We start from the raw sequence: 22,056 nt of genomic DNA on the forward strand, positions 1-22,056 counted from the left end.
AAGAAACATAGCAGAGATGCTAGGTAGAAAGGATACAGCTTAAGCTGTAGAAAAAAATGCGAATTAATAAATATATTGCCCACGCTGGTGTGGCCAGCCGTCGTAAGGCTGAGGAACTGATTAAAGAAGGTCGTGTGACCCTAAATGGGAAGACCGTTACGGAATTGGCAACTATTGTCAAAAACGGTGATGTCGTTGAGGTAAATGGTAGCCCAATTTATAATGAAGAGAAGGTCTATTATCTTCTTAATAAGCCACGAGGGGTTATTTCTTCGGTATCTGATGAGAAAAATCGTAAGACGGTGATTGACCTCATGCCCCACGTTAAGGAACGTATCTATCCTGTTGGTCGTCTTGACTGGGATACGACTGGCCTACTTATTTTGACTAATGATGGTGACTTTACCGATAAAATGATTCACCCACGTAATGAGATTGACAAGGTTTATTTGGCGCGTGTCAAAGGTATTGCGACCAAGGAGAACCTTCGTCCTTTGACTCGTGGAGTGGTCATTGATGGCAAGAAAACCAAGCCAGCACGTTACAATATTATCAAAGTTGACCATGAAAAGAATCGTTCAGTTGTTGAATTGACAATTCATGAAGGGCGTAACCACCAGGTTAAGAAAATGTTTGAATCAGTGGGCTTGCTCGTTGATAAGTTGTCTCGTACACGTTTTGGGACTCTTGATTTGACAGGGCTTCGTCCAGGTGAATCACGCCGTCTAAATAAGAAAGAAATCAGTCAGCTTCATAACGCTGCTGTCAATAAGGTCAAATAATGAAAAGATTTCTGATTGCCTTGGTCAGGGCTTATCAGAGATGGATTTCTCCCCTATTTCCACCGTCTTGTCGTTTTCGTCCAACTTGTTCGGTTTATATGATCCAAGCAATAGAAAAGCATGGCTTAAAGGGAGTTCTTATGGGAATTGCCCGTATCTTAAGATGTCACCCCCTATCAGAGACTGGAGATGATCCGGTGCCAGATTATTTTAGTCTAAAACGTAATAAAACTCCTTTGGATAAATGAATCCAAAGGAGTTTTTCTATGCTTAAGTTTTTGACCAAGTTTTTGGTAGGAAGAGGAGTAATAAAGGATAGATTTCCAAACGTCCTGCAATCATAGCAAATCCCATGATAAGCTTAGATAAAGGACTGAAAATAGCAAAGCTATCACTCGTTCCAAGTAATGGTCCAATGTTGTTAAAGGTTGAAGCAGCAGCACTTGTCACAATCAAGAGGTCTTGATTATCCAGTGACAAAACAGTGACTAAACTTAGTATAATGAGTACATATACAGCTAGGTATTTGAGAACACTGTGCTGCGTTTCTTTATCGAGAACACTTCCATTAATATGAAGTGACAGGATACGATTAGGATAGAGGCTAGCCAGAGTCTGATTTCGTGCAATCTTAGCAATAATCATAGCACGGATAACCTTGAAACCACCAGCTGTAGAACCTGCTGACCCTCCGATAAACATCAGGAGGAGTAGGATATACTGAGAAAAGAGTGGCCATTTGGTAATATCTGTCAGACCAAAACCGGTTGTTGTGATGATAGTTGACACTTCGAAAAATGAGTATTTGAAAGAGTCAGCCAAATTGTGGTAGATTCCAAAAATATTGAGGATAATTAAACCAGTTGAAATAGCCACAATCGCAAAGTAGGTACGTAGTTCTTCATCTTGGAAGAAAAACTTGATTTTGCGAAGGAGGATATAGAAATAAAGGTTGAAGTTAACCCCAAAGAGTAGGGTACCAACAGTAACCACATAGGTAATCAGATCGCTGTGGTAGTGGGCGATAGAGTCATTATAGACAGCAAATCCCCCAGTACCTGCGCCCCCCATAGCAGTGATGATACTATCAAAGATTGGCATACCGCAAAGCCAGAGAATAACAGCAAAAATAACGAACATGGTTAAATAGATGATGTAAAGAATTTGAGCTGTATTTTTGAGCTTGGCCACGACCTTACCAAAAACTGGACCAGGCACCTCTGCACGCATAACCTCATGGTGACCATTTTTACTGTTGTTCATGATGGCTAGGGCAAAGACCAATACCCCCATCCCTCCAATCAAGTGGGCGAAGCTTCGCCAGAAGAGGAGGGAGTGGGTAAGTACTCCAGTATCTGTGAGAATAGTAGCCCCTGTGGTTGTAAAACCAGAGCTCATCTCGAAGAAGGCATCAATGACACTTGGAATCTGTCCAGCAAAGACGAAGGGCAATCCTCCAAAGAAGGACCAGAGCACCCAACAGAGGGCTACAATAAGCATCCCTTCTTTGGTGTAAATATGGTAGTTCTTCGGTTTAAAGAGAGTACCAAGTACTCCGAGAAAGAGGAGAATCCCCATCGTACCCAAGATGCTGGCAAATACTTTGGCATCTTCTTGATAAATGAGGGCAACGATAAGTGGTACAACCAAGAGAGCAGCCTCAATAAGTAGGAGCTTGGCAATAAGAAAACGGACAATAGATCGATTCATGGCAGCTTACCTCTTCAACAAGTCGTAAATATGAGTTACATTTTGTAAGAGTGTAACGACCACGATTTTATCCCCAATAGCGAGTCTGTCTTCTCCCTTTGGGAAAATAGATTTTCCATTGCGGATAATAGCAGCGATAAGGACACCATTAGCAAATTCAAGCTCAGAAAGTTTCTTCCCGGCGATTTTGTTGTTTTCCTTAATTTGGAATTGCAAGGTTTCGATACGACCATTAGCCACATGGTGAAGGGCATCGAGACTAGAGTCTTTAGCATTATAACGCCCACGGACAAAGTGCATTACAGTGTCAACGGCAATACTCTTAGGTGTGACAATTGTTGTTGTCTCACGTGTATCGATAATCTCTAAAAGACTAGTACGGTTGACTTTAGTAATATTCTTGTGAATACCAAGGCTTTCGAGGAACATAGAGGTGATGATATTTTCTTCATCTACTCCAGTTAGGGTAGCTACGGCATCATAACTGGCTGCACTTTCCTCGAGAAGAAGGTCTTTAGCAGTACCATCACCTAAGATAACAGAAACTTCAGGGAAGACTTGACTAAAGGTTTGCGCACGGTCCATTTTTTGCTCAATCAATTTGACCTTAATACGATTGTTTTTCAAGATATTGAGCAAGTAGTAGGAGATACGTCCAGCACCAATCAACAAAAGTTTTTTGATACTTTTTGGCTTGATGTAACTGTGGAAAAGCGCCATATCAACACGTTTACCAGTGACATAAATCTTATCCCCAATTTGCATGGTAGCATTCCCATCTGGAATGATGAGCTCACCTTGACGGTCAATCGTACAAACTAGAATATTGCCGAATTTCTTACGGAATTGTTCCATTGTCATACCAGACAATTGGCTATTTTCAGTGACTTTAAATGCCATAAGAATAACGCGTCCATTAGCAAAAGTCTCAACTGATAGGGCGTTTGGAAATTCAACTGTATTGGCAATATAGCGAGCTGTTAAAAGTTCAGGATTAACTACTAATGAGAATCCAAGAAAGTTCTTGTCTTTGAAATAAGCATTTGAGTATTCTGGGTTACGCACACGAACAATGGTTTCTTTGGCACCCATTTGTTTAGCCAGAACGGCTGAAATCATGTTTACTTCATCTTTATCAGTCATCGCGATAAAGACATCGCAGTTACTAACCTCGGCTTGTTCCAGAATTTTAAAATTAGCCCCATTTCCAGCAAAGCCCATAACATCATAACGTTTACTGAGGCGTTTGAGGACCTCTTCCTTTTCTTCAATTAAAATAACATCGTGCTTCTCTTCAACAAGAGAACGGCAGAGTGCGGTACCGACTTTACCGGCACCTACGACAATAATACGCATGAGTTACCTCCAAATAATCATTACTATGATACTCTATTTTAGCGGAAAAATCATCCTTTTCAGCTAGCTTTATTAACTATTCCTATTTAAGTGAATAAAGGTAAAATTTTTCTTTAAATAGTCTTGACTTTTAGACTAGAAGTGCTAAAATATATTCAAAGATTCGTTATTTTAAATCTAACCTGTCATGATTTAAGCTAATGAACGTCCACAACCATGTCGTCTGCTGAGCTTGACTCCGGGCGACATGGTATTTTTTATGTCTAGGAGAATTGAGATGTCACGTAATCATATTGTCTTGTTTGAACCTCGTATTCCACAAAACACCGGAAATATTGCACGTACCTGTGCAGCGACTAATAGCCCTCTTCATATCATCCGTCCTATGGGCTTTCCAATTGATGACAAGAAAATGAAACGTGCAGGTCTGGACTACTGGGATAAGCTTGACATCACTTATTATGACAATTTGGTAGATTTCATGTCCAAAAATCAAGATGGTCGTTTGCATCTAGTCACGAAGTTTGCGGATAAGACTTATTCAGAAGAAGCCTATGCTGATGGTGAAGACCACTATTTTATGTTTGGTCGTGAGGATACAGGCCTACCTGAAGATTTTATGCGTGAGCATCCTGAAAAAGCTATTCGTATTCCGATGAATGACGAACATGTGCGTAGTCTAAATGTGTCCAACACTGTTTGTATGATTGTTTACGAGGCACTTCGTCAGCAACAGTTCGAGGGGTTGGAGCTGAGTCATCGTTATCAACACGATAAATTAAAATAGATACTTCATTTTGTTTTAAAAGAATAATTATAGTCATTGACTATCAAGAGATTAGAAATCCATAATTTGAGAACCTTGTCACCAAGGTTTTTTTATGTTATTCTTAAAAGGTCTTCAGGGCAGGGTGAAACTCCCGACCGGCGGTGATTCTTTGGATAAGTCCGCGAGCGCAAGCTGATGAGGTGTGATTCCTCAACCGACAGTACAGTCTGGATGGAAGAAGACCAGTCTTTTTGCGTAGGCTTTTTTGGCATAGGCAAATCCATTGGGAACTTCTTTCAAATTGTTAAAATTTGGAGGAATTTTTTTATGACAAACACACGTAAATTGGCTTACATTGCCATTTTATCCGCAGTTTCATTCTTGTTGCTTTATTTTTCATTTCCATTGATTCCAGCAGCAGACTTTTTGAAGGTTGATTTTTCAATCCTTCCTGTTCTTATTGCCTTGGTTATCTTTGATTTTAAGAGTGCCATTGGTGTTCTCTTGCTTCGTTCATTGTTGAAGCTTTTGCTAAACAATGGTGGTCCAGGATCAATGATTGGACTTCCTATGAATTTCGTTGCTCTAGGAGTCTTTGTTTGGGGCCTAAGCTATTTTTGGAAGAAAAATCAAACAAGCAAGAATTATATTCTTGGTTCTGTTGTAGGAACTGTCTTGCTTACAGTTGTTATGGTTATTCTTAACTATATTTATGCAGTACCACTCTATGCTAAATTTGCCAACTTCGATATTGCGCAATTCATAGGTCTCTATAAATACCTTTTCGCTATGGTAGTACCTTTCAATGTACTTCAAGGATTGATTTTTGCGGTAGCCTTTGCTCTTATTTATGCTCCGCTTAAGTCTATTCTAGTAAAATTATAAATATGAAACACAAACACACACATTATATTTATGCTTCTTTTGCCTTATTGTTATTTGTTGCTCTCGGTTACATGGTTAAGTTCTATCCTGAAGCCTTAACAGGATTTGATAGCAACATTCAAACTTGGGTTCGAGGAGACTTACCAGCAGGATTGACACGCTTTTTTAAAACGATTACCATACTTGGGAATACGCCCGTACAGGCTATTATTGCAATCGTAGCAGTAATCTGGCTTTATCTACGTCAGTATAAAGCAGAAGCTATCTTTGTAGGAGCCAGTGGGCTTCTCGCTAGTATCTTGATTGTAAGTTTAAAGTATATTTATCAGCGTCAACGCCCATCAATTACGCATTTAGTGCATGCTAGTGGTTATTCTTTCCCTAGTGGTCACTCTTTGGGAACTTTTATGATTCTTGGAGCAATTGCCATTGTTCTTGCTCAGCGTTTGGCGAAAAAAGAATCTAAAATAGTAGTTTATGGTATTACTGGGCTTCTGATTTTCCTTGTTGGACTTTCGCGTATTTATGTGGGTGTTCATTATCCAACAGATGTTTTAGCTGGCTTTACCTTAGCCTTTGCTTTGCTTAATGCTATCTATCCAACTTATGACCGCATTCGCTTTGAATGGCGATTCCAAAGTAAACAGAAATAAAACAAACATGTAGTTTTTGAACTGCATGTTTGTTTGATGCAAAGGAAGGGTCTTCTTATATAAAATGTATAAAAATAGCTTTTTTTGACTATTATTCTGTTAAGATCATATTAACTGTATATTAATTGTATTATAATTATGATATAATATTTTTAAACTTTTGAAATAAAGGAGAGTCTCTTGAACATAAAAGACAGCATTGGACTAAGAATCAAAACTGAGCGTGAACGTCAGCAGATGTCACGTGAAGTGCTATGTTTAGATGGTGCGGAATTGACTGTGCGTCAGTTAATTCGCATTGAAAAAGGGGAGTCGCTCCCGTCTTTGGATAAATTATCTTATATTGCAAAACGTCTAGGAAAAAATATGGCCGATTTATTGGATCATGACAATATTACCATTCCTGACGAATATTATGAGATGAAGAATCGTTTGATTAAGTTTCCAACGTACAGAAATCCAGAAAGAATAAAGGCTAAACTTGCCTTAATTGAGGAAGTCTATGAGAAATTCTTTGAACTTCTGCCAGAAGAAGAGTTGTTAACTCTAGATATTTTGGAAAATATTTTAAGTTTCACTAGTTGGGAGGAGAGTCCAAAGGTTGAGGAAATATATGAAGATTTATTTGAACAGGTCAAAAGGAAGAAGAAATTCTCAACTAACGATTTATTAGTTATTGACTATTATTTCTTCCATCTTTATGGAAGAAAACAGTATGACAAAAAACTTTTTGAAAAAATCGTAAAGAGAGTATTAAATCAGGAAATTTGGACAGATGATGTCCATAATATTGTTTTATTTAATGATTTGATGGCTATTGCTGCTTTGAAGATTTTTCACAATTCCTTTTCAGACTTCTTAACAGTTGTGGATAAAGCATTAGCCGTTATAGAAAAATCACAATTCTATAGCTATAAACCTAGTGTTTTTGTTCTCAAAGCTAAATATGAACTTCTGCATAAGGAAAATAAGAAAAAGGCTGCAGAGAATTACGATAAGGCCATAATGTTTGCTTCCGTTTTAGAAGACTCGGTTTTAGAAGAAAGTATAAAAGCAGGGAAAGCGGCAGATGGTTTATAGAAATGGTGGTGACATAAATGTCACTACTTTTTTAATGGTTAAATGTTTACTATAGAAACATAAATAACAGTTAAAAGGAGTTTTATTTTGAAAAAACTAAATTTATTTACACTATTCTCACTACTTATCACTATCTTGCCTTATTTCACAGGTTGTCTTTAATAAGGAGTCACCATGTCAAAATATCCATATATTTCACAGATTGATCAGCGTGATTGTGGTGTCGCTGCCTTAGCCATGATTCTTAAACACTATGGTTCATCTTATAGTTTAGCTTATTTGCGGGAGTTGGCTCAGACTTCTCGTGAAGGCACTTCTGCGCTTGGTTTGGTTGAAGCGGCCAAGCAGTTGGGTCTTGAAACTCAGGCTATTCGTGCGGATTTAGACTTGTTTAAACAAGAAAACCTATCTTATCCTTTTATTGCACATGTGGTTAAAGAAGGTGGATTGCAACATTATTATACGGTGTTTGGTCAAATCAAGGGGAAGCTTGTTATTGGTGATCCAGATCCTAGCAAGAAGGTCATTAAAATGCCCTTAGAGGAGTTTGCCAAAGAGTGGACAGGAGTTGCTCTCTTTTTTGTTCCAGGAGAAACCTACACTAAATACAAAGAAGATGTGCCTGGGCTTCTTTCATTTTTACCGATTTTGTTCCGTCGTAAGGGTTTGATTGCAGTTATTGTCTTGTTAAGTTTTCTAGTGACCCTAGTTAATATCATTGGTTCTTATTATTTGCAATCTATTATTGACCGCTTGATTCCTCAGGAGGCCTACACTCTTCTAACCATGATTTCACTGGGCCTATGTATCTCTTATCTAGCTCAACAAGTATTTACTTTTTTCAAAGATTATCTTCTACATCGATTGGGAAATTACTTATCCATTGCTGTCATTCTTCCTTATATTAAGCATGTCCTTTCCTTGCCTATTAGTTTCTTTAGTTCACGTCGCACTGGTGAAATCACGTCACGTTTTGGAGATGCCAACACTATTATCGATGCTCTAGCTTCAACGATTTTATCGATTTTCCTAGATGTGACCATTGTGATGACTTTAGCTGTGGCCCTTATTTTACAAAATCAGTCACTTTTTGTGATGACTCTCACGGTAGTTCCTCTTTATGTGTTAATCATTTTGGCCTTCTATAAGCTTTTTGAAAAGGAAAATTATCAATTGATGGAGGCAAATAGTCAGGTCAATACCGCTGTTATTGATGATTTGCGAGGCATTGAAACCTTAAAATCCTTGAGAGTTGAAGAAAGACGCTATCAGGAAATTGAGGTGAAATTCCATGACTATTTGAAGAAGTCTTTGTCTAAGGCCAAGTGGCAATTAACGCAGGATGGTTTAAAGACAGGGGTTCAGTTAGTTTCCAATGTCTTTATCCTCTGGTATGGGGCACAATTGGTCATGGAAGGGCAACTATCTGCAGGTCAGTTGATTACTTATAATATGTTGCTGAATTATTTTACAACTCCTTTAATTAATATTATCAATCTCCAATCCAAAATTCAGCAAGCCAAAGTAGCCAATAATCGTCTTCAAGAAGTTTATGTTGTGGATAAGGAAGAAGAAGGAAAACTTAAAGAGTTATCTTTTAAACAACTTGCTCTTAAGGGTGTTAGTCACCGTTTTAGTTATCAGCAAGAGACGCTTAGTAAGATTGATTTAACGATTCATAAGGGTGAGAAAATTGCCCTCATGGGTAAAAGTGGATCTGGGAAAACGACCTTAGCGAAAATGTTGTCGGGTTATTACACAAAATCTAGTGGTCATGTAACCCTAGATAAAGATGCTATTGGCCATGCGGAGCTGCGGCAAATGGTGACTTACGTTCCCCAGCAGACCTATGTGTTTACTGGAACCATTTTAGAAAATCTGCTGTTAGGATTTGAAGGAGAAGTTGACGAGAAAGAGCTTCTTAAGGTTTGCCAACAAGCTGATATCTTAGAGGATATTCAAAAAATGCCACTAGGTTTTCAGACCCAAGTATCTGAGGATGGTGGTCTATCTGGTGGTCAAAAACAACGCTTGGCGATAGCGAGGGCCCTCTTGTCGAAGCAGCCTATCTTGATTTTTGACGAAGCTACCAGTGGTCTCGATAGTGATACTGAAAGCAGGGTCATGGCTAATCTTACTAAGATTAAACGAACAATGATTTTTATTGCTCACCGCAATAGTGTCCGTCAACATGTCAGTCGTGTGGTGACCATGGTGAGTGGCCAGATTGAGTCGGACAGTCCTAATTTCAATCCATTCCAGTTTATTTAAAATAATCTTCCTATTATATATGTAGAAAACTTAAGAAGTCTAAATTTTCACATCTTGCACCTATCTTCTTTATATAGTATACTGGTAGCATATTATTAAGAGGTGTAAACATGTTAGAGGCATATAAAAATTTTTGGTTAGGCTATCTCGATTTTTATGGTCGTACAAAACGATCAGACTATTGGTGGGTTGTCTTGATTAATGGAGTTATTGGTACTTTGATTTTCCTACTGATGGACTTCCTTGGAGAAACAAAGGCTGCTGGCTTTACATTAACAGCTTTCATTTTATTTATAGCAGCAACGGCGCTTCCTACCATTTCTATGCAGATTCGTCGTCTACGTGATGCCAATTTCAATGTTGCATGGATTGTATTAAAAGCGACACCACTCCTGGTAGTGCTTTGGGTGATGTATGCCTTTCCTACAAGAGATTCAAAATAACTTCAATATAAAAAGAGTGAAACTAGTTAATCTAGTTACACTCTTTTTTTCTTATAAAATAAAGCTACCTAAGAGGCTAACGAGGGTGAAGCTGATAGTTGCATAAAATACAGCGAGACGAGTTGCCTGAATAGGTTTATAAAGTCGAATTAGTGTTAGGACACACCAAATAAAGAGTACTGTGACAAACCAACCTGACAGTAAGCGACGTGGCGTCACACCGTAGAGTGCCATATAAACACCAAAGAGTTTCCAGCCAGCGATAAGGGCAAAGAGGCTAGCAAAAGTAAAGAGTAGGGTGCTTAAGAAACGAAGCCCTTTGTGGGTGAAGAAATTTTCTTTAGAAAAAATGTAAAGTCCAGCTAGGATTCCTAAGTTGAGGGTAGAAACTCGAACCAATTGCCAGAAGCCTTGAACCGCAATATGTGAGGCTTGATGGGCTGGAATGCTGGCTTGGTTGAGAGAAAGGAGTTCTCCCATTTGACTAGTGGCAGTTAATATGAATAGGGCATAAGTGAAGCAGAGGCTTCCGAGTACGATATAAGCTGCTACTTTTGGGAACTGACGGGTCGCTTTAAGATGGCCTTCAAATCGTTTTTGACTGAGTGGCTTTTCTTTTGCCAAATAGGTTGCAGTGAGTTGAGCAAAAAGTCCTAGAGCCAGAGGGATACTGCTTATTAAACGAGAGAACAATAATCCGTTGTCCTTGAAGGTGAGGGTGAAATCAAGTAGAGAAGCTAGTTTCTGGAAGAACTGTCGCCAAAGATCTCCGAAAGCAGGCAAGACCTGACTAAGCTGACTAGCAGCGAATACAGTCAGTACCAAGGCTATCATGATACTAATGAAAATCATCCATTTGTGGTTATGAACTGCGTGTTTTTCTTCTTCGGAGAGCTCTTGTTTAGGTGCTGTTTTATAGAGGAGTGTCCAGGCTCCGATGAAGAAATATTTCAGTGGGAAGATGCAGCTTGTGTATATGAGGTCTAGCCAAACCATAATTCCCAAACGGTCTTGACTACTTTGTCCAGTGCGTGCCATTAAGTAAAGGAGGATACTCGCATGAAGGCAAAGAATCTGAGCGCTCCCCCAGTTGTCGTGCAGGCCCCAGAGACTAATTTGCAAGCCTTGGAGGAGACTAGTGACCATAAATATTCCCGATTCAAGTCTCATTCCCTTCGCTTTTCCACCTAATAGGCGACAGCCCAGTTCAATCGTACTGATCAAGACAAGGGTTGCTGGAAAGGCAAAGGAAAAATGGGTCAAGTAAGTGACATACAGGAAGCAGGCCACGAGACAGGCGACAAACATTCCCTTAATTTTCCAAATGTCTTTTGGTAAAAAATGTTCCAAGAGTTTCTTGGTTTTGGTTTGAAGACTAGTCTTTTCATCGGAATATTCTTGGGAGACTAGCTGTAAATCAGTAGTGTAGTTATTTGTTTCCATCATAATTCTCCTTTTGGATTTTAGTCCAAAAAAGACTTTATCATAAAAAACGTTTGACTTTGTTACCCAACTGTAAAATTACTAAAAATAGGTCTATGGACTTAGGTCTGGAGAATGAGTTGGAAAAATAGGCGAGAAAAAAATATTATGCTCACATTGGATGATAGATTGTACGGGCTATATTGTCAGAAACTGTCAAATGCTAAAGAAAGCTTTTAATAGATTAACTGTTTGTTTATATAGGATTAAACAGAGGACTCCTATTGAGAATTACCAAATGAAATGTCATTTTTTGACACCACATGTTAGCTTGACTAACATGTAAATGTTGCAAAATTTCTGAAAATTCGTTGACATGTGTTGTCAAAGTAGTATGATATTAACATAAAAAAAACTTAGGAGGTTCTTATGTTAGGTGTCATCCTACTCTATGTTGGTATGGTTTTGATGAGTAATGGACTCCATCGTTTAGAGGGTATTCCTGATAAATCAAATGTTGTCATGAATATCTTTACGGGTGGTTTGGGTTTGATTCTCAACATTATTGTCATTGCTTATGGAGCTTGTACAGGGCAAGGCGCTGAATGGTTTTATGGTAGCGCCACAGGTCTTTTATTTGCCTTCACCTACCTTTACTCAGCTATCAATACGATTTTCGATTTTGATCAACGTTTGTATGGGTGGTTTAGTTTATTTGTGGCAATTAATACGCTACCAGCAGGGATTCTTTGCTTAACATCTGGATATGGTGGTAATGCTTGGTATGGTATTATTTGGTTCTTGTGGGGTATTCTATGGCTAACTGCCTTTATTGAAATTAACCTTAAGAAGAACTTAGGAAAATTTGTCCCTTACCTAGCTATTTTTGAAGGAATTGTAACGGCTTGGATTCCAGGGCTTTTGATGCTTTGGGGCAAGTGGTAAGCATTGATTTAAGGAGGAAAAACGATGCAATTGACAATGCGTGAGCAGGAAAAAATGATGATTAGCCTTGCGGCTATGATTGCTCAACGACGTAAAGATAAAGGAATCAAATTGAATCATCCAGAAGCGGTTGCTTTGATTACAGACTATGTGCTTGAAGGTGCAAGAGAAGGTAAAACTGTTGCCCAATTGATGGATGAAGCTCGCAATCTTTTAACACGTGAAGATGTTATGGAAGGTATTGCGGAAATGATTCCAATGATTCAAGTTGAAGCTACTTTTACGGACAGTACAAAACTGGTTACTGTTCATGATCCTATTCAGTAAGGAGAAATGTAATGATTCCAGGTGAATACCATGTGGCGAGTGAGCCAATTGATTATAACGGTGGTTACGAAGCCATTAGTCTTGAAGTGAAAAATGTGGGTGACCGTGCTGCTCAAGTGGGCTCTCACTACCATTTTTATGAAGCAAACGAAGCTGGTCTTCAGTTTGATCGTGAAAAGGCGCGAGGCAAACGTCTAGATATTCCAGCAGGTACAGCCATTCGTTTTGAGCCAGGTGAAACGAAAACAGTACAACTTATTGACTTTGGAGGGAAACGTCGTATTTTTGGTTTCAATAACAAGGTCAATGGTTTCTTAGACTAGAAAGAGGACAAATCGATGAGTTTTAAAATGGATCGTGAAGAGTATGCTCAACACTACGGACCAACTGTAGGTGATAGCGTACGTCTTGGAGATACCAATCTTTTTGCAGCCATTGAAAAAGACTTTACTGTTTATGGACAGGAATCTAAGTTCGGTGGCGGTAAAGTTTTGCGTGATGGTATGGGTGTTAGTGCTACGGAAACGCGTGACAATCCATCAGTTGTTGATACCATTATTACAGGTGCAACCATCATTGACTATACAGGTATTATTAAAGCGGATATCGGTATTCGTGATGGTAAGATTGTTGCTATCGGTCGCGGTGGTAACCCAGATACAATGGACAATGTGGACTTTGTTGTGGGTGCTAGTACAGAAGCCATTGCTGCTGAAGGTTTGATTGTGACTGCTGGTGGTATTGACCTTCACGTGCACTATATTTCTGCCGACCTTCCTGAATTTGGTTTGGATAACGGGATTACTACCCTCTTTGGTGGTGGTACTGGTCCTGCTGATGGAAGTAATGCGACAACTTGTACACCAGGTAAATTCCATATTACTCGTATGTTGCAATCTGTTGATGATATGCCTGCTAACTTTGGTTTCCTTGCCAAAGGTGTTGGTTCTGAGACTGAAGTGGTTGAAGAGCAAATTAAGGCCGGTGCAGCAGGAATTAAGACACACGAGGACTGGGGTGCGACTTACGCAGGAATTGATAATTCCCTTAAAGTTGCGGATAAATACGATGTTTCCTTTGCGGTCCACACTGACTCTTTGAATGAGGGTGGATTTATGGAAAATACTTTGGAATCCTTCCAAGGTCGTACCGTTCATACCTTCCACACCGAAGGTTCAGGTGGTGGACACGCTCCAGATATCATGGTCTTTGCTGGTAAGGAAAATATTTTGCCATCATCAACTAACCCAACTAACCCATACACTACAAATGCTATTGGTGAGTTGTTAGATATGGTTATGGTTTGCCACCACTTGGATCCAAAAATTCCAGAAGACGTCTCTTTTGCTGAATCACGTGTACGTAAACAAACTGTGGCTGCAGAAGACGTTCTTCATGATATGGGTGCCCTTAGTATCATGACTTCAGATGCCATGGCAATGGGACGTGTCGGTGAAGTAGCCATGCGTTGTTGGCAACTAGCTGATAAGATGAAGGCTCAGCGTGGTCCACTTGAAGGGGATTCAGAATTTAACGATAATAATCGTATCAAACGTTACGTGGCTAAATATACAATTAACCCTGCCATCACTAACGGTATTGCAGACTATATCGGTTCTGTAGAAGTTGGTAAATTTGCAGATTTGGTTATCTGGGAACCAGCACAATTTGGTGCAAAACCTAAGTTGGTGCTTAAGGGTGGTATGTTAACTTATGGTGTTATGGGTGACGCTGGTTCAAGTCTTCCAACACCTCAACCACGTATCATGCGTAAATTATATGGTGCTTACGGTCAAGCGGTTCATGAAACAAATCTTACATTTGTCTCTCAATATGCTTATGATCACGGTATCAAAGAAGAAATTGGTTTGAATAAGATTGTTCTTCCTGTTAAGAATACGCGTAACTTGACTAAGCGTGATATGAAGCTTAATGACTACGCTCCAAAAACAATCCGTATCGATCCACAGACCTTTGATGTCTTTATTGATGATGAGTTGGTTACTTGTGAGCCAATCCATACGACATCATTGTCTCAACGTTATTTCTTGTTCTAAGGAAGACGCTATATAAATGAGGCTGGAATTTTTCCTCCAACCTCTTTTGTATTTTATAGCCATAACATTTTTAGCGCTTTATTAAGTTGCTATATGAGTTTGATGCTAGATTTTTAAAATGTAATAGAAAAGGAAAAAGTATGATTTTTACAAAAGTAGACGCTCTTGTTAAAGATATCGATGTGGACAAATACCATATTGAAACAGTCATTCTTTCGAGTGATGATCTTAATAAAAAAATTATTCGTGTGAAAAGCGACCACGGCAATGAATTTGGTATTCGTCTTGATAAGGGACAAAAATTGCAAAATGGCTCTGCCTTTTTTATCGATAATCACCATGTCCTAGCTATTGGGGTTGAGTCACAGGATTTGATTGTCATTTCACCTAAAGATATGGATGAAATGGGAATCACAGCTCATATTCTTGGGAATACTCACAAACCGATTGAGGTGAAAGATGCCAAGATTTATTTAGAGGTTGACCCAGTTGTAGAGCAAGTCTTGACTCAAAAAGAGATTGCCTACACGATTGAAGAAGTGGTCCTTGATAAGCCCCTACGCCATGTGAATTTAACTGCCCATGAACATTAATCCCTTTGCTAATGTGTCTTTGCAAGATTATCTTGAAATTGTGCAAATTGTCGATTCAACCTTTCCAATTGGATCGTTTAACCACTCTTTTGGGATGGAAAATTATCTGCGCGAAGATACTGTAACAGATGATAAAGGTTACGAAGAGTGGCAAGAAGCCTATTTAGCTAGTCAGTTTAAATATGGTGAAGGTCTTGTAATCAAACTGGTTTATGATGCTATGGCTACAGACAACTTAGAGCAGGTTTGGCATTATGATAAGGTCTTGACAGTTTCGACGCAAGCGCGTGAAACAAGACAGGGGACTAAAATGATTGCTAAGCAAATGCTTCGACTCATTCAAAGGCTCCATGCTATTCCGGTATTGGATGACTATCAGTCCAAAATACGTAAGGGTGAGGTCTTCGGCAATCCAGCTATTGTATTTGCGCTCTATGTGTTTAACAAGGGCTTGGGATGTAGTGAAGCTATTGCACTTTATGGCTATAGCGTGATTTCGACGATGGTTCAAAATGCTGTCCGTGCCATTCCACTTGGACAGTTTGCTGGACAAGAGATTGTTTTACGTAGCTTTTCGCAATTAGAAAAAATGACACAGGAAATTCAAGAACTGGACGCGTCCTACCTTGGGGCCAATACGCCTGGTCTTGAATTAGCTCAGATGAAACATGAAACACAGGTATTCCGCCTATTCATGTCCTAAAATATCAACAAGGTTGAGAGGAAAAAACAATGACAAAACGTACTGTAATTATTGGAGTTGGTGGACCTGTTGGTTCAGGTAAAACCCTTTTGCTTGAGCGTCTTACACGACGTATGTCCGACTTAAATTTAGCAGTTATTACTAACGATATCTATACAAAAGAAGATGCTCTTTTCTTGGCTAAAAATTCAAGCTTAGATGAAGACCGTATCATTGGCGTAGAAACTGGTGGATGTCCTCATACTGCTATTCGTGAAGATGCTTCTATGAACTTTGAAGCGATTGAAACTCTTCAAGAGCGCTTTAACCATGATTTGGATGTTATTTTCCTTGAAAGTGGTGGGGATAACTTGGCTGCGACCTTCAGTCCTGATTTGGTTGATTTCACCATTTATATTATTGACGTTGCTCAGGGTGAAAAAATCCCACGTAAGGCTGGTCAAGGGATGATTAAGAGTGATTTGTTCTTGATTAATAAGACTGACCTTGCTCCTTATGTTGGAGCCAACCTAGACCGTATGCGTGAAGATACCCTTCATTTCCGTAACGAAGATTCTTTCATTTTCACAAATTTGAATAATGATGACAATGTTAAGGAAGTGGAAGAATGGATTCGTAAGAATTTCCTACTAGAGGACTTGTAAGATGACACAAGCATACGATGGCTTTGTCCATCTTGGATTTTCAAACCGAAATGGTCGTACAATTTCCCACAAGAAATACCAAGAAGGCAACTCTCGAGTATCGGCGGATAATTCAGATGCCAACGGTGTTCCTTACTATTTCCTCATTAATATGGGTGGGGGATTTGTCGAGGGTGAGCAGTATCAAGTGACCATTGATGTTAATAAAGATGCTCATGCCTTGGTAACAACCCAAACACCTACCTATGTTTACAAGTGTGAGAAAGGACAGTTGACACATCAGAATACGTCCATCACACTTGAAGAAAATAGCTATTTGGAGTACATGGCTGATGAAGTCATTCCCTATTTAAAATCACGCTATTTCCAAACAAGTCGTATTGATATGGATAAGTCTGCCCACTTGATTTATTCAGATGGTGTGACGGCAGGTTGGTCTCATGAGGATTTGCCGTTTCAATACCATTATTTTCGTAATTTGACACAAATCTACCAAGATGATGAGCTTGTTTATAGCGATCAGACCCTCTTAGAGCCTCAGAAACAAGATATGTTTAAACTTGGTTATTTTGAAGGCTGGCGTAATTATAATAGTTTGGTAATGGTGTCACCAAATATTGACGAGGCTTTTGTTAAGGCTTTGCAGAAGCACTTAGAAGATCTGGATTTAGAGTCTGATTTTGCTATTTCATCCTTAGATATCCCAGGTCTGGTGTTACGTATCTTAGGAAAAACTGCTGAGGATAATCGTCGCGTCATTTATGCCTGTGCAGACTATTTTAGACAAGAAATACATGGATTAACCCCTTTGAATTTGAGAAAAAATGATATGAGGAGATAAAAAATGCATATTCCTGAAAATTACCTAAGCCCTACGACTTGTGCGGCAATGGGGGCAGTTATGTTGCCTATTTGGTATAAGGCTGTCAAGGAAGTAAAGGTTAAAGTTGATACGGATAAAAAAACGATTCCTATGTTGGGAATCGGGACTTCCTTGTCCTTCCTTATCATGATGTTTAATCTTCCAGCCCCAGGTGGAACGAGTGCCCATGCTGTTGGAGCAGTGCTAATTGCTATATTGTTAGGGCCTTGGGCTTCCTGTTTAGCAGTTAGTGTGGCCCTGGCCATGCAGGCCTTGCTCTTTGGTGATGGTGGAATCTTGGCCTTTGGTGCTAACGCTTTTTGTATGGCCGTTGTTATGCCGTTTGTAGGTTATGCTGTTTATAAACTCTTGAATAAGTGGACAAAGAACAGGATAATTGCCAGCTTTTTTGGAGGTTATATTGGGATTGTAGCTGCAGCTCTAACTGTTGCAGTTTTACTAGGAATTCAGCCTATTCTCTTTAAAGATAGCAGTGGTAATCCGCTTTATAATCCATACCCTTTGAGAGTGACACTTCCAGTAATGGGCTTGACTCACCTCCTCATCGGTCTGGTAGAAGGATTCTTCACAGCTGGTGTTCAAGAATTCATTGAACGTTTGAATATTGATAATACTCAGGAAATAACGACTAAAAAACTACGTCCTTTATTGCTCTTTATCCTAGCCTTGATTATCCTAACACCACTTGGTTTATTGGCGACGGGAACAGCTTTTGCAGAATGGGATGTCAAAGAGTTGGTAGAAAAATTGGCTCATTATCATGTGGAAGCCCAAGCGCCAAAAGGAATGTTGAATGGTTTCTCATTCAATGCCCTCTTCCCAGATTATAGTATCGCAGGTGTTCCAGAAGTCTTGGGTTATATTCTGAGCGCTGCTTCTGCTGTTTTGATTTTCTTCATCCTCTATCGCTTGATTTTCGGTAGAAAGGTTGAAAAATGATTCTGCCAGATTGGATGTCGGAAGAGCGCCCGGTAGTCACTAAAGTCGGTAGAAATAATTTTCTTATCCGGAACCGTCACCATCTGGAAGCTCTGCTTCAAAAGTTTGAAACGCATCCTTTAAAAGTAACATCAGTCTTTCATCCAACAGCTAAGGTTTTACTTCTCTTTTTCTTACTTATTTCAGTGGGAATTAGCCGAAATCTCACAGTTTTGTGGATTCTAGCCTTGTTTTTAGGAGCTGGGGTGGCTTTTCTACCACATTCTATTTTAGTAAGAACCTTGAAAAAGACTGTAGTGTTGTTGGTTTTTCCTTTAGTTCTTTATCTACCGCATCTCTTACTTAGCGGAGGTCAATCGCTCTTTCTTTTTAGACTTCCTTTGATTGCCGTAGCCATTGCTTATTATTCAGAGACGAGTACAATAAGTGAGATGTTAGCGGCATTAAAAGGGTTGCATTTTCCTGATCTTGTTCTGCTCCAGTTAGATATCACCATAAAATATATTGATGTCTTTGGAAAACAATTGATGGATTTGCTCAAAGGGATTGAAGCGCGAAGCTTTGGTGGCAATCATCGTTTCCGGATTGGAAGTAATATCTGGGGAATTTTATACCTTAAAGCCATACGCTATGGTGAGGAACTGACTCAAGCCATGGAAGCACGTTGCTTTGTTGGTGAGTATGTCAAGTCATCACAGTCATTCACATGGAAGGACTGGCTGGCCTTGATAAGTCTAGTAGCAGTGATTTTAGGACAGATTCTGTTAGGAGGATGAGATGTTTCAATTGAATCAAGTGGCCTGTGCCTATGAACAAAAAAAGGTCTTTACTGGTCTTGATTTGGAGATTAGACAAGGACAATATGTGATGTTGATGGGGGAAAACGGGACTGGAAAATCAAGTCTTATCAGTTTATTAACCGGCTTCAAGCAGGAAGAATCTGGACGCATTCTTTTCTTAGGGAAGGACCTCAAAGAATGGCTGAAGGACAAACGTCAAAAGCGAGATTTTTATAGCCGCCTCGGAATCCTCTTTCAGGATGTGGATAGTCAATTATTTAATAGTACTGTCTATGATGAGATTGCTTTTGGTCCTCGTCAGCTAGGTCTGACCGAAGAAGAAGTCTCACAGCGGGTCCAAGACACACTATCCCTGCTGAAAATTGAAGATTTAAGGGATCGCGTTCCCTATCAACTGTCTGGTGGAGAAAAGAAGAAAGTGGCCTTTGCCAGTATCATGGTAACGAATCCAGATGTGTATATTCTTGATGAACCCTTCAATAATCTTTCTAAAGAATATGAAGAATTTTTTAGGGAACTTCTACATGAACTTCATTCAGCTGGGAAAACTATTATCATGTCTGCTCATCACTTTAAGCACCTTCATCATGAAAAGGCTGATGTTCTTCTTTTTGAAGATGGCAAGGCTGATTTCTTTCCTGCCCAGGAAGTGCTCAATAACCAGCAAGTAATTGAGCGTTTGTCACATTATTAATTAGGAATAAGGTAGAAAATCGTTATTGGTTTTCTACTTTTTCTTTGTCAAACAATTGATATTTTTAGGTGATAGTATTTTCTTATCACCTTGATTATGTTTAAGTATTAGTTAAGCTTAGTGAATTCTGTTACAATAAAAACAATCAATCTCAAAGGAGAATATTATGAAACTTAAAAAAATTCTTGGAATTACAGGTGTAGCCATTGCTTCAGTAGCTTTGCTTGCTGCATGTTCATCTAAATCATCAAAAGAAGCATCTAAATCTTCAGGTGCTAAAGAAACAATTAACTTTGCCACAGTTGGGACAACAGCACCGTTCTCATATGAAGAAAACGGTGAATTGACTGGTTACGATGTGGAAGTGGCTAAAGCAGTCTTCAAAGACTCTGACAAATATGAAGTGAAATTCCAAAAAACAGAATGGTCTTCAGTCTTCACAGGTCTTGACTCAGCTAAATACCAAATGGCTGGGAACAATATCTCTTATTCAGAAGAACGTGACCAAAAATACCTCTTCTCATATCCAATTGGTACCACACCAGCTGTTTTGACTGTTCCAAAAGATAGTAATATTAAGAAATATGATGATATTGCTGGACACTCAACGCAGGTTGTTCAAGGAACATCGACAGCGACACAATTAACTGAATTTAACGATAAACATTCAGACAAGCCAGTTGAACTTAACTACACAAATGAAAATATTACACAAATGTTGACAAGTTTGAATGAAGGTAAGTACGACTTCAAGATTTTTGATGCACCAACTGTTAATGCAATCATCAAAAATAATAAATTGAGCAACTTGAAGACTATTGAGCTTAAATCTGATCAACAACCATACATCTACTTCTTGTTCGCAGATAACCAAAAAGACCTTCAAAAATTTGTAAACAAACGTTTGGAAGAACTCCAAAAAGAAGGTACTTTGGCTAAGTTGGCTGAAAAATTCCTTGGAAATAAAGATTATATTCCAACTAAAGACGCTTTGAAAGTTCCAAGCAAAAAATAAGAAAGGAGCTGGGAATGATTCTCAGCTTTTTTATATAATTAAAATCTAGGGCGAGTTATAGTTAAAAACTATAGAAATATACAATTATAAACAATTTGCTACAATTCTCATCCTATGGGATAATAATTTTATACTTAAAACAATTAAAGGGAGTTCGTTATGAAACTTAAAAAAATTCTTGGAATTACGGGATTGGCAGTCGCTTCAACAGTAGCTTTGGCTGCTTGTGGTGCTGGTGGTAATAAATCAACTAAAGATGATAAAACTTTGACAGTTGGTATCATGACTTTGGATGATACAACTGAGCCATTGTGGGATAAAGTCAAAGAATTGGCTAAAGACAAGGGTGTTACTATCGAGTTGAAAGAGTTCACAGACTACAATCAACCAAATGAAGCCCTTAAAAACGGCGAAATCGATGTTAATGCTTTCCAACACATTTATTTCTTGAACAACTGGAACAAAGAAAATAAAGGTGATGTTGTTGCGGCAGCTGACACACTTCTTAGCCCAATCCACCTTTTCTCAGGTACTGAAAACGGAAAAGCTAAGTATAAAGATGTTAAAGAGCTTCCAGAAGGAGCTACAATCTCAGTACCTAACGATGGTACAAACGAAAGCCGTGCTTTGACACTTCTTCAAACAGCTGGTTTGATTAAGTTGGATGTTAAAGATGGTGAATTGGCAACTATCAAGAACATTTCTGAGAATCCAAAGAAATTGGACATCAAAGAAATCTCAGCTGAACAAGCTGCCCAAACGCTTTCATCAGTAGATGCAGCGGTTGTTAATAACTCATACGCACAACAACAAAACGTTGACTATGACACAACTCTCTTCCAAGAAGATCCAAGTCAAGATTTGAAAGATTGGGTTAACATCATTGCAGCTAATAAAGATTGGGAAAAATCAAATAAAGCTGATGCTATCAAGACTTTGATTAAAGCCTACCAAAACGATGAAGTAGCACAAATCATTTATGATGCATCTAACAAGGTTGACCTTCCAGCATGGAAAGGTGCCCCAACACAAGATCAATTGAAAGCTAATTCAAAGAAATAAGCTAAGGACAGAGGGCGTGTGAG

24 protein-coding genes and 1 riboswitch are annotated in these 22,056 nt (G+C 39.0%); of the genes, 21 read left to right on the top strand and 3 right to left on the bottom strand.

What is annotated here, in order from left to right; translation table 11 throughout:
- The first annotated feature begins 56 nt into the window (after positions 1–56).
- Positions 57–782: a pseudouridine synthase gene (locus HMPREF2697_RS01440; protein WP_049529103.1), complete on the top strand. Its 726-nt coding sequence runs from the start codon at positions 57–59 to the stop codon at positions 780–782.
- A complete protein-coding gene (gene yidD / locus HMPREF2697_RS01445) occupies positions 782–1,030 on the top strand; it encodes a membrane protein insertion efficiency factor YidD (protein ID WP_013990033.1) in 249 nt (82 codons plus the stop codon). Before HMPREF2697_RS01440 ends, yidD begins: the two co-directional genes overlap by 1 nt.
- A gap of 22 nt (positions 1,031–1,052) precedes the next feature.
- On the opposite strand, the gene HMPREF2697_RS01450 is transcribed toward yidD, so the two are convergent.
- Together HMPREF2697_RS01450 and trkA are read right to left on the bottom strand one after the other, a co-directional pair.
- The gene (locus HMPREF2697_RS01450; RefSeq protein WP_022496358.1) at positions 1,053–2,492 is read right to left on the bottom strand and encodes a TrkH family potassium uptake protein; all 1,440 of its coding nucleotides are present in this window, start codon (positions 2,490–2,492) and stop codon (positions 1,053–1,055) included.
- 6 nt (positions 2,493–2,498) lie between these two features.
- Positions 2,499–3,848 (bottom strand): Trk system potassium transporter TrkA, encoded by a 1,350-nt coding sequence (gene trkA, locus HMPREF2697_RS01455; protein ID WP_013990035.1) that lies wholly within the window; start codon positions 3,846–3,848, stop codon positions 2,499–2,501.
- 277 nt (positions 3,849–4,125) lie between these two features.
- On the opposite strand from trkA, the gene HMPREF2697_RS01460 reads away from it, so the two are divergent.
- From HMPREF2697_RS01460 to HMPREF2697_RS01485, 6 genes are all read left to right on the top strand, one after another.
- Entirely contained in the window at positions 4,126–4,635 is a 510-nt protein-coding gene (locus HMPREF2697_RS01460; RefSeq protein WP_070849308.1) for a tRNA (cytidine(34)-2'-O)-methyltransferase, read from the top strand.
- A gap of 106 nt (positions 4,636–4,741) precedes the next feature.
- A riboswitch (FMN riboswitch) is annotated at positions 4,742–4,864 on the top strand.
- A gap of 80 nt (positions 4,865–4,944) precedes the next feature.
- On the top strand, positions 4,945–5,502 hold the full coding sequence (locus HMPREF2697_RS01465; protein WP_070849311.1) for an ECF transporter S component: 558 nt from the start codon (positions 4,945–4,947) through the stop codon (positions 5,500–5,502).
- A 2-nt stretch (positions 5,503–5,504) separates the two neighbouring features.
- Entirely contained in the window at positions 5,505–6,155 is a 651-nt protein-coding gene (locus tag HMPREF2697_RS01470) for a phosphatase PAP2 family protein (protein ID WP_070849314.1), read from the top strand.
- A gap of 180 nt (positions 6,156–6,335) precedes the next feature.
- Positions 6,336–7,235, top strand: a complete 900-nt coding sequence (locus HMPREF2697_RS01475; RefSeq protein WP_070849317.1) for a helix-turn-helix transcriptional regulator — start codon at positions 6,336–6,338, stop codon at positions 7,233–7,235.
- A gap of 174 nt (positions 7,236–7,409) precedes the next feature.
- Positions 7,410–9,506: a peptide cleavage/export ABC transporter gene (locus HMPREF2697_RS01480; protein ID WP_070849320.1), complete on the top strand. Its 2,097-nt coding sequence runs from the start codon at positions 7,410–7,412 to the stop codon at positions 9,504–9,506.
- A gap of 110 nt (positions 9,507–9,616) precedes the next feature.
- A complete protein-coding gene (locus HMPREF2697_RS01485; RefSeq protein ID WP_070849323.1) occupies positions 9,617–9,949 on the top strand; it encodes a DUF805 domain-containing protein in 333 nt (110 codons plus the stop codon).
- 51 nt (positions 9,950–10,000) lie between these two features.
- Here the strand turns inward: HMPREF2697_RS01485 and HMPREF2697_RS01490 are convergent, their stop codons facing one another.
- Complete coding sequence (locus HMPREF2697_RS01490; protein ID WP_257375229.1) at positions 10,001–11,395, bottom strand: DUF4153 domain-containing protein; 1,395 nt, start codon at positions 11,393–11,395, stop codon at positions 10,001–10,003.
- A 405-nt stretch (positions 11,396–11,800) separates the two neighbouring features.
- Between HMPREF2697_RS01490 and HMPREF2697_RS01495 the strand changes: the two genes are divergently transcribed.
- From HMPREF2697_RS01495 to HMPREF2697_RS01555, 13 genes are all read left to right on the top strand, one after another.
- Positions 11,801–12,316 (top strand): AmiS/UreI family transporter, encoded by a 516-nt coding sequence (locus tag HMPREF2697_RS01495; RefSeq protein ID WP_002886548.1) that lies wholly within the window; start codon positions 11,801–11,803, stop codon positions 12,314–12,316.
- 24 nt (positions 12,317–12,340) lie between these two features.
- Positions 12,341–12,643, top strand: a complete 303-nt coding sequence (locus HMPREF2697_RS01500) for an urease subunit gamma (protein WP_002886558.1) — start codon at positions 12,341–12,343, stop codon at positions 12,641–12,643.
- An 11-nt stretch (positions 12,644–12,654) separates the two neighbouring features.
- Positions 12,655–12,966, top strand: a complete 312-nt coding sequence (locus HMPREF2697_RS01505) for an urease subunit beta (RefSeq protein WP_002886559.1) — start codon at positions 12,655–12,657, stop codon at positions 12,964–12,966.
- 15 nt (positions 12,967–12,981) lie between these two features.
- The gene (ureC, locus tag HMPREF2697_RS01510) at positions 12,982–14,700 is read left to right on the top strand and encodes an urease subunit alpha (protein ID WP_070849328.1); all 1,719 of its coding nucleotides are present in this window, start codon (positions 12,982–12,984) and stop codon (positions 14,698–14,700) included.
- A gap of 140 nt (positions 14,701–14,840) precedes the next feature.
- Positions 14,841–15,293 carry an urease accessory protein UreE gene (ureE, locus tag HMPREF2697_RS01515; protein WP_002886561.1) on the top strand — a complete coding sequence of 151 codons (453 nt, stop codon included), beginning with the start codon at positions 14,841–14,843 and terminating at the stop codon, positions 15,291–15,293.
- Positions 15,283–15,996 carry an urease accessory protein UreF gene (locus HMPREF2697_RS01520; RefSeq protein WP_002886562.1) on the top strand — a complete coding sequence of 238 codons (714 nt, stop codon included), beginning with the start codon at positions 15,283–15,285 and terminating at the stop codon, positions 15,994–15,996. The genes ureE and HMPREF2697_RS01520 overlap by 11 nt, the downstream gene beginning before the upstream one ends.
- 29 nt (positions 15,997–16,025) lie before the next feature.
- Positions 16,026–16,640 carry an urease accessory protein UreG gene (gene ureG, locus HMPREF2697_RS01525; RefSeq protein ID WP_002889928.1) on the top strand — a complete coding sequence of 205 codons (615 nt, stop codon included), beginning with the start codon at positions 16,026–16,028 and terminating at the stop codon, positions 16,638–16,640.
- Position 16,641: 1 nt separating this feature from the next.
- Positions 16,642–17,481: an urease accessory protein UreD gene (locus HMPREF2697_RS01530; protein ID WP_070849330.1), complete on the top strand. Its 840-nt coding sequence runs from the start codon at positions 16,642–16,644 to the stop codon at positions 17,479–17,481.
- A 3-nt stretch (positions 17,482–17,484) separates the two neighbouring features.
- Positions 17,485–18,462, top strand: a complete 978-nt coding sequence (gene cbiM / locus HMPREF2697_RS01535) for a cobalt transporter CbiM (RefSeq protein ID WP_070849333.1) — start codon at positions 17,485–17,487, stop codon at positions 18,460–18,462.
- Positions 18,459–19,238 carry an energy-coupling factor transporter transmembrane component T gene (locus tag HMPREF2697_RS01540; protein WP_002886567.1) on the top strand — a complete coding sequence of 260 codons (780 nt, stop codon included), beginning with the start codon at positions 18,459–18,461 and terminating at the stop codon, positions 19,236–19,238. Before cbiM ends, HMPREF2697_RS01540 begins: the two co-directional genes overlap by 4 nt.
- Before the next feature lies 1 nt (position 19,239).
- Positions 19,240–19,956 carry an ABC transporter ATP-binding protein gene (locus HMPREF2697_RS01545; RefSeq protein WP_014633885.1) on the top strand — a complete coding sequence of 239 codons (717 nt, stop codon included), beginning with the start codon at positions 19,240–19,242 and terminating at the stop codon, positions 19,954–19,956.
- 166 nt (positions 19,957–20,122) lie between these two features.
- Entirely contained in the window at positions 20,123–20,971 is an 849-nt protein-coding gene (locus tag HMPREF2697_RS01550) for an amino acid ABC transporter substrate-binding protein (RefSeq protein WP_070849335.1), read from the top strand.
- Between the two features lie 159 nt (positions 20,972–21,130).
- The gene (locus tag HMPREF2697_RS01555) at positions 21,131–22,033 is read left to right on the top strand and encodes a MetQ/NlpA family ABC transporter substrate-binding protein (protein ID WP_070849339.1); all 903 of its coding nucleotides are present in this window, start codon (positions 21,131–21,133) and stop codon (positions 22,031–22,033) included.
- Positions 22,034–22,056: the final 23 nt, after the last annotated feature.

This window comes from Streptococcus sp. HMSC064D12 (assembly GCF_001837205.1).
GTDB lineage: Bacteria > Bacillota > Bacilli > Lactobacillales > Streptococcaceae > Streptococcus > Streptococcus salivarius_D.